The organism is Streptomyces sp. NPDC006544 (genome assembly GCF_040611715.1).
Taxonomy (GTDB): domain Bacteria; phylum Actinomycetota; class Actinomycetes; order Streptomycetales; family Streptomycetaceae; genus Streptomyces.
Genome location: NZ_JBEXOV010000221.1, coordinates 1 through 1,487, shown reverse-complemented (window position 1 = coordinate 1,487; position 1,487 = coordinate 1). Strand labels below are relative to the sequence as shown.

Here is a 1,487-nt window from a genome sequence, read left to right as displayed (position 1 = left end):
CCGACCCCAAGCCCTACATCTGGACCAAGACCGCAGACGAGATCCTCGAACGCCTCGCCAGCTATCTGAACAGAATTCCCGACTCAGAACACTAGGCCGTGTTTTAGAACTGGTCTCCGGATCTTGCCTCGTGGCGTGATGATCATGGTGTGGGGCGAGGAGATCTTTCTGATGAGCAGTGGTCGGTGCTGGAACCGTTGTTGCCGTCGGTGGGGTTGGGCCGTCGGCCGCGGAACCGTCGGCGGTTGATCGACGGGGTGCGGTGGCGGGTGCGGACCGGTGTTCCCTGGCGCGATCTGCCGTGCGAGTACGGGCCCTGGCAGACCGTGTATGGGCTCTTCCGCCGGTGGCAACGCGAGGGTGTGTGGGCCCGGCTGCTGACCTCGCTGCAGGCGCGGGCCGATGCGGCCGGGCTGATCACGTGGGAGGTGAATGTCGACTCCACGGTCTGCCGGGCCCATCAGCACGCCGCTGGTGCCCGCCGGGACGGGGCAGGGCAGAAGGAGCCGCCCGGCGGGGTCGGCCAAGAGCCGGACGATCACGGCCTGGGTCGGTCCAGAGGCGGGTTCAGCACCAAGATTCACCTGGCCTGCGAGCAGGGCCAGAAGCCGCTGTCGTTGCTGGTCACGGCAGGTCAGCGGGGTGACAGCCCGCAGTTCGAGCCGGTCCTCGAAGCGATTCGGGTGCCGAAGGTCGGTGGCGGGCGCCCCAGGCGCAAGCCGCTGCGGGTGCGGGGTGACAAGGCGTACTCGTCCCGCGCGAATCGCGCCTACCTGCGTAGACGCGGGATCCGGTGCACGATCGCCGAGCCGGCCGATCAGATCCGCAACCGCAAGCGCCGAGGCCGTGGCGGGGGCAGGCCGCCGGCCTTCGACCGGGAGGACTACAAGGCCCGGCATGCGGTCGAGTGCGGGATCAGCCGGCTCAAGCAGCACCGGGCGGTGGCGACGCGTTACGACAAGCTGGCCGTCCGCTTCGAGGCCAGCGTTCAGATCGCGGCGATCCACCAGTGGCTGTGAACCACCGGCCGCCAGTCCGGCCGTGCCATGCTGACCACCGGTATTCAGCACTCATGCAGGGGGACGGCAGTGGCCGCCAGGTACTACAGCGCCGACAGCGAGAACGGCGACCACATCGACGACCCGTCTGAGGACGCCCTGTTGATGCTGATCAGCGATCTGAACGGCGGTGACAACACCTTCATCGTCATCCAGCCCGACGAGGACGATCCCGCCTGGTTCGCCTCCGTCTCCGTCCTGGACGGGGGCGGATACGAGATCGTCCGCCGCGACACCGCACGCCGCGAGCACGACGTCGCCATCGAGAACAGCCACGACCGCATCGCGGGCGACCTCACCAAATGGCTGGCCGCCCGCGACTTCTAAAACACGGCCTAGTGTTCTGAGTCTTGAGTTCTGTTCAGATGTGTAGGCTTAGCCTATGGCTCGGATGGGGCGGCCGAAGGCCGAGTTGACGCTGTCGGACGA

General features: G+C 67.3%; 2 protein-coding genes. Both read left to right on the top strand.

The features are described from left to right. Nucleotides 1-149: 149 nt before the first annotated feature. Entirely contained in the window at nucleotides 150-1,019 is an 870-nt protein-coding gene (locus ABZY44_RS37665) for an IS5 family transposase (protein WP_356662057.1), read from the top strand. Between the two features lie 69 nt (nucleotides 1,020-1,088). After that, nucleotides 1,089-1,385, top strand: a complete 297-nt coding sequence (locus tag ABZY44_RS37660; protein ID WP_356662055.1) for a hypothetical protein — start codon at nucleotides 1,089-1,091, stop codon at nucleotides 1,383-1,385. Nucleotides 1,386-1,487: the final 102 nt, after the last annotated feature.